The organism is Burkholderia sp. (assembly GCF_018375725.1).
Taxonomy (GTDB): domain Bacteria; phylum Pseudomonadota; class Gammaproteobacteria; order Burkholderiales; family Burkholderiaceae; genus Burkholderia.
In genome coordinates, this window is the sequence record NZ_JAHACR010000272.1 from 1 (window position 1) to 5,707 (window position 5,707).

Genomic DNA, 5,707 nt, shown 5'->3' on the forward strand with positions numbered 1-5,707 from the left:
GGATATCCTGACCGACCGGCGTGTCCTCCGGCAGGATCAACAGGCCGCCGTGATCTTCCGACAGCTTCAGTTCGCGCGCCGAGCACAGCATCCCCTGGCTCTCGACACCGCGCAGCTTCGACAGCTTGATCGCGAACGGCTTGCCGCCTTCCTCGGCCGGCGGCAGTTCCGCGCCGACGAGCGCGACCGGCACCTTGATGCCCGGCGCGACATTCGGCGCGCCGCACACGATATTGAGCGTCGCGCCCGTGCCGGCGTCGACCTGGCAGACATTGAGCTTGTCCGCATCCGGATGCTTGACGACTTCGAGCACCCGCCCGACGACGATCTTCGACGTCGGCGGCGCCGCCTTCTTCAGCGACTCGACTTCAAGCCCCGCCATCGTCAACGCATGCGACAGCTCATCCGTCGTCAGTTGCGGATCGACAAAGGTTCTCAACCAGGATTCTGGGAATTGCATGGATGTCTACGTTCGAAACAGGTTAGATCGACGCCCGGCGCCCGCTGGGTTCTCCCACGGGTCTCGCACGGGCACGGTTCGGCATGGCGCGCGTTATGCGAACTGGCGCAGGAAACGCAGGTCGTTCTCGAAGAACAGACGCAGGTCCTGAACGCCGTAGCGCAGCATCGTCAGACGCTCGAGGCCGCTGCCGAACGCGAAACCGATATAGCGCTCGGGATCGAGGCCCATGTTGCGGATCACGGTCGGATGCACCTGTCCCGAGCCGGAGATCTCGAGCCACTTGCCGGCGTTCTTGCCGTGCTCGAACATCATGTCGATCTCGGCCGACGGTTCCGTGAACGGGAAGTACGAAGGACGGAAGCGCACGAGGATATCGTCGCGCTCGAAGAATTTTTTCAGGAAGTCGGTATAGACGCCCTTCAGGTCGGCAAAGCTGATGTTCTCGTCGATCCACAGACCTTCGACCTGATTGAACATCGGCGAATGCGTCGCGTCACTGTCGACGCGGTACGTGCGACCCGGCGCGATCACCTTGATCGGCGGACGATTCATGCGCGCATAGCGCACCTGCATCGGGCTCGTGTGCGTGCGCAGCAGCAGCGGACGGCCGTCGGCATCCTTGCCGTCGACGTAGAAGGTGTCCTGCATCGAACGCGCCGGATGGTTCTCCGGGCTGTTCAGCGACGTGAAGTTGTACCAGTCGGTCTCGATCTCGGGACCGTCGGCCACGTCGAAGCCGATCGTACGGAAAATCTGTTCGACGCGCTCCCACGTGCGCATCACCGGATGCAGGCTGCCCGCGCCGGCGCCGCGGCCCGGCAGCGTGACGTCGATCGCCTCCGCCGCGAGACGCTGGTTCAGCAGCGCATCGGCCAGCGCCTGGCGACGCGCCGTCAGGGCGGCTTCAACCTGCTGCTTCGCGACATTGATACGCGCGCCTTCGGTCTTGCGCGCCTCGGGATCGAGCTTGCCGAGGCCCTTCAGCAACTCGGTCAACGCACCCGACTTGCCGAGAAAGCGGGCTTTCTCGTTTTCGAGCGTGGTGATGTCGGCAGCCTGTTCGAAGGACTGCTGCGCGTCGGCGACAATCTGGTCCAGATCCATAGATCCCATCATTTCCAACGTCAATCGTTCTCGGCGAGCGGAATCGCCCGGCCAAACAAAAAAGGGGCTCGGAAGAGCCCCGTTTTCGCTGCAGCGGCCGTGACTACCGGAACATCGCTGCAACTAACCACGCAGTGCTAATTTCGCAATTAGGCTGCAACGGCGGCTTTCACCTGCTTGACGATCGCAGCAAAAGCAGCCTTGTCGAACACCGCCATGTCGGCCAGCACCTTACGGTCGAGTTCGATCGACGCCTTCTTCAGGCCGTTGATGAACACGCTGTAGGTCATGTCGTGCTGACGGACAGCCGCGTTGATACGCGTGATCCACAGTGCGCGGAACACACGCTTCTTGTTGCGGCGATCGCGGTACGCGTACTGGCCTGCGCGCATCACCGCCTGCTTGGCGATGCGGTAGACGTTATTGCGGCGGCCGCGGTAACCCTTGGCCAGCTTGATGATCTTCTTGTGACGGGCCCGTGCGGTTACCCCACGTTTGACTCGAGGCATGTTTCTCTCCTGTGAGTATCGATTGAGGGGTTACGCGAACGGGAGCATCGCGCGGACGGCGTTCAGATCCGACTCGTGGACCGCCGTTGCGCCGCGCAGGTGACGCTTGTTCTTCGTGGTTTTCTTGGTCAGGATGTGGCGCTTAAAGGCTTGACCGCGCTTGACGGTACCGCCCGGACGCACCACGAAGCGCTTTGCAGCGCTCTTCTTGGTCTTCATCTTTGGCATGACGAACAACTCCGGTTTATTAGATGGAGGTGGGTGTGCGGTTGGCTTGCGCCCTGAACCCGCCCTTCGAAACCCAGTCCACTTGTGTACGGCGCGCCGCTTGCGCGGCCGCCGTTGTTTCTGGCGCACCGCCCTGACCGGGCGGTGCGCCGAACCACTTCCGGACCGGCGCGCAATCGCGCGCCAGCCCGTTACTTCTTCTTCTTCGGCGAAAGCACCATGATCATCTGGCGCCCTTCCATCTTCGGCATCTGTTCGACCTGGCCGACTTCGTCGAGGTCCGCGCGCAGACGTTCGAGCATCCGCATGCCGATTTCCTGGTGAGCCATTTCACGGCCGCGGAAACGCAACGTGATCTTCGTCTTGTCGCCATCCTCGAGGAAGCGCAACAGATTGCGAAGCTTGACGTTGTAATCGCCATCATCGGTACCCGGACGGAATTTCACTTCCTTGACCTGGATGACCTTTTGCTTGAGCTTCGCTTCGTGCTGCTTCTTGGCTTCCTGGTACTTGAACTTGCCGTAGTCCATCAGACGGCAAACCGGCGGCACCGCCTGCGGCGCGATTTCCACCAGGTCAACATCCAGCTCTTCCGATTTACGGAAGGCATCAGCGAGCTTCACGATGCCGAGCGGTTCGTTCTCGACCCCGACCAGACGCACTTCCGGCGCAGTGATTTCACCGTTGATGCGATGCGACGACTTATCAGTAGCGATGTTACGTTTCCTCTAAAAATTAAAAAAACGAGCCGCGCTGCCAGGGCGGTTACTTGAACGAGTGCAGGTCATCCTGCAGACGCTCAACGAAGGCATCGATCGGCATGACACCCAGATCGACGCCGCCACGGGCACGCACGGCTACCGTTTGTGCATCACGCTCCTTATCGCCCACGACGAGCAGATAAGGCACCTTTTCCAGCGTGTGCTCGCGTATTTTATAGCTAATTTTCTCGTTGCGCAAATCGGCCGTCGCCCTAACCCCTTGTTTTTGCAACGATTGGGCCAGAGATTGCGCATATTCCGTCTGACTTTCGGCGATATTGAGCACAACAGCCTGGATCGGCGCGAGCCAGACCGGCATCGCACCGGCATGGTGCTCGATCAAAATGCCGAGGAATCGCTCCATCGAACCGACGATCGCCCGGTGCAGCATGACCGGCCGGCGGCGGCTGTTGTCCTCCGCGACATACTCCGCGCCGAGGCGCTCCGGCAGCACCATGTCGAGTTGCAGCGTGCCGCATTGCCACGAGCGGCCGAGCGCGTCCTTGATGTGGTACTCGATCTTCGGACCATAGAACGCGCCCTCGCCCGGCAGCTCTTCCCACGAGAGACCGCATGCGGTCAGCGCGTCGCGCAGGCCCTGCTCGGCGCGATCCCACGTCTCGTCCGTGCCCGCGCGCTGTTCGGGGCGCAGCGACAGCTTGATGTCGATGTGGTCGAAGCCGAAATCCTTGTACACGCTCATCGCCAGCGTGTTGAACGCGATCGACTCGGAAATGAACTGATCTTCCGTACAGAAGATGTGTGCATCGTCCTGCACGAAGCCGCGCACGCGCATCAGGCCATGCAACGCACCCGACGCCTCGTTGCGGTGGCACGAGCCGAATTCCGCGTAGCGCAACGGCAGGTCGCGATACGATCGCAGACCATGCTTGAACACCTGAACGTGCCCCGGACAGTTCATCGGCTTGATCGCGTAGTCGCGCTTCTCCGACTCCGTCGTGAACATGTTCTCGCGGTAGTTCTGCCAGTGGCCGGACGCTTCCCACAGCGAACGGTCCATGATCATCGGCGTCTTGATCTCGTTGTAGCCGGCCTCGTTCACGCGGCGGCGCATGTACTGCTCAACCTGCTGCCACAATGCCCAGCCCTTCGGGTGCCAGAACACCATGCCCGGCGACTCTTCCTGCATGTGGAACAGGTCGAGTTGCTTGCCAAGCTTGCGGTGGTCGCGCTTCTCCGCTTCCTCGAGCATGTGCAGGTACGCGTCCTGGTCTTCCTTCTTGGTCCATGCCGTGCCGTAGATGCGCTGCAACTGCTCGTTCTTCGAATCGCCGCGCCAGTAGGCGCCCGCCACCTTCATCAGCTTGAAGACTTTCAGCTTGCCCGTCGACGGCACATGCGGGCCGCGGCACAGGTCGGTGAACCCGCCGTGCGAGTAAAGCTTGATCTCGTCGCTCTGCGGAATCGACTCGATGATCTCGGCCTTGTACTTCTCGCCGATGCTGCGGAAATATCCGGCCGCCTCGTCGCGCGACACGACGCGACGCGACACCGGCTCATCCTTCTTCGCGATCTCCTGCATGCGCTTTTCGATCTTTTCCAGATCCTCCGGCGTAAACGGACGGTGATACGAGAAATCGTAGTAGAAACCGTTGTCGATGACCGGCCCGATCGTCACCTGCGCGTCCGGATACAGCTCCTTGACCGCGTAGGCCAGCAGGTGCGCCGTCGAGTGACGGATGATGTCGAGACCGTCGGCATCCTTGTCCGTGACGATGGCGAGCGACGCATCGCGATCGATCACCGCGGACGTATCCACGAGCTCGCCATCGAGCTTGCCGCCGAGCGCAGCCTTTGCGAGACCGGGACCGATCGAGGCCGCCACTTCGGCGACTGTCACCGGATGCTCGTACTGTCGAACTGAGCCATCAGGCAAGCGTATCGAAACCATAGCAATCTCCGTGATGCCGACAGTGGGCGGCAGACCAAGCACGCGTCAGAAAAACGCACGCGAAATTTCGCGACAAAAAAAATGCGGCCCCGCTTTCGAGGGGCCGCATTCGATACTTCAACCAACCGCACCGGCGAAAACGTTCCTCGACTAGCGTCGCTCCGAAATGGTTTCGGTCAACGTTCGCGGTGTCATAACCGTATTCGCCTTGTATGCGTTAAGTTTTTACTGCTTCGGACATCCGGAAACCGGACGCCCTTCATTCGTTGGTAGGCTCGATTGGACTCGAACCAACGACCCCCACCATGTCAAGGTGGTGCTCTAACCAGCTGAGCTACGAGCCTGAAGAAGCTGAAATTATATGGAGCTGCTTTTCACTTGGCAAGTGTTTTATGCGTCCGCAGCAAAATTATTTCCGCACCGGCCGCCGCGTCACGCTTTCCGACCGGCCCGGACAACCCCCGACACCTCGCCGAGCAGCGTGCAGGCGCGCTGCACCTGCGCGGAATTCGACACCTCGACCGTGAACTGCATGAATGCAGCGGTGCGCCGGCTTTGCGTCTTCACGCCGACCACGTTGATTTTCTCGCGCGCGAACACTTCCGAAATGTCGCGCAGGAGACCCTGGCGATCGGTCGCCTCGATCATCAGGTCGACCGGGTAGACCGATGCACCGCGGCCGCCAAGCACATCGGCGGACCAGGTCGTCTGCAGCACGCGCTCCGGCGCG

7 protein-coding genes and 1 tRNA gene are annotated in these 5,707 nt (G+C 61.1%); all 8 read right to left on the reverse strand.

The annotated features are described in order from the left end of the window. Positions 1 to 460, reverse strand: a 460-nt coding sequence (gene ytpR / locus KH616_RS20430) for a YtpR family tRNA-binding protein (RefSeq protein WP_366834983.1), incomplete at its 3' end; no start/stop codon positions are given. A 93-nt stretch (positions 461 to 553) separates the two neighbouring features. Further along, entirely contained in the window at positions 554 to 1,567 is a 1,014-nt protein-coding gene (gene pheS, locus KH616_RS20435; protein WP_292250275.1) for a phenylalanine--tRNA ligase subunit alpha, read from the reverse strand. Between the two features lie 149 nt (positions 1,568 to 1,716). Next, the gene (gene rplT, locus KH616_RS20440) at positions 1,717 to 2,076 is read right to left on the reverse strand and encodes a 50S ribosomal protein L20 (RefSeq protein WP_007585475.1); all 360 of its coding nucleotides are present in this window, start codon (positions 2,074 to 2,076) and stop codon (positions 1,717 to 1,719) included. Between the two features lie 30 nt (positions 2,077 to 2,106). Next, the gene (gene rpmI, locus KH616_RS20445) at positions 2,107 to 2,304 is read right to left on the reverse strand and encodes a 50S ribosomal protein L35 (RefSeq protein WP_050328334.1); all 198 of its coding nucleotides are present in this window, start codon (positions 2,302 to 2,304) and stop codon (positions 2,107 to 2,109) included. A gap of 191 nt (positions 2,305 to 2,495) precedes the next feature. Next, the gene (gene infC / locus KH616_RS20450; protein ID WP_292250311.1) at positions 2,496 to 3,020 is read right to left on the reverse strand and encodes a translation initiation factor IF-3; all 525 of its coding nucleotides are present in this window, start codon (positions 3,018 to 3,020) and stop codon (positions 2,496 to 2,498) included. 49 nt (positions 3,021 to 3,069) lie between these two features. Continuing rightward, a complete protein-coding gene (gene thrS, locus KH616_RS20455; protein ID WP_292250310.1) occupies positions 3,070 to 4,977 on the reverse strand; it encodes a threonine--tRNA ligase in 1,908 nt (635 codons plus the stop codon). Between the two features lie 267 nt (positions 4,978 to 5,244). Beyond that, positions 5,245 to 5,321: transfer RNA gene (locus KH616_RS20460), tRNA-Val, on the reverse strand. 88 nt (positions 5,322 to 5,409) lie between these two features. Further along, positions 5,410 to 5,707: ACT domain-containing protein (locus KH616_RS20465; RefSeq protein WP_366834987.1), on the reverse strand; the 298-nt coding region annotated here is incomplete at its 5' end.

What these genes read in the sequence shown, in the direction of transcription:
- pheS (WP_292250275.1), bottom strand. Translation starts at nt 1,567, where the DNA reads ATGGATCTGGACCAGATTGTCGCCGACGCGCAGCAGTCCTTCGAACAG.
- rplT (WP_007585475.1), bottom strand. Translation starts at nt 2,076, where the DNA reads ATGCCTCGAGTCAAACGTGGGGTAACCGCACGGGCCCGTCACAAGAAG.
- rpmI (WP_050328334.1), bottom strand. Translation starts at nt 2,304, where the DNA reads ATGCCAAAGATGAAGACCAAGAAGAGCGCTGCAAAGCGCTTCGTGGTG.
- thrS (WP_292250310.1), bottom strand. Translation starts at nt 4,977, where the DNA reads ATGGTTTCGATACGCTTGCCTGATGGCTCAGTTCGACAGTACGAGCAT.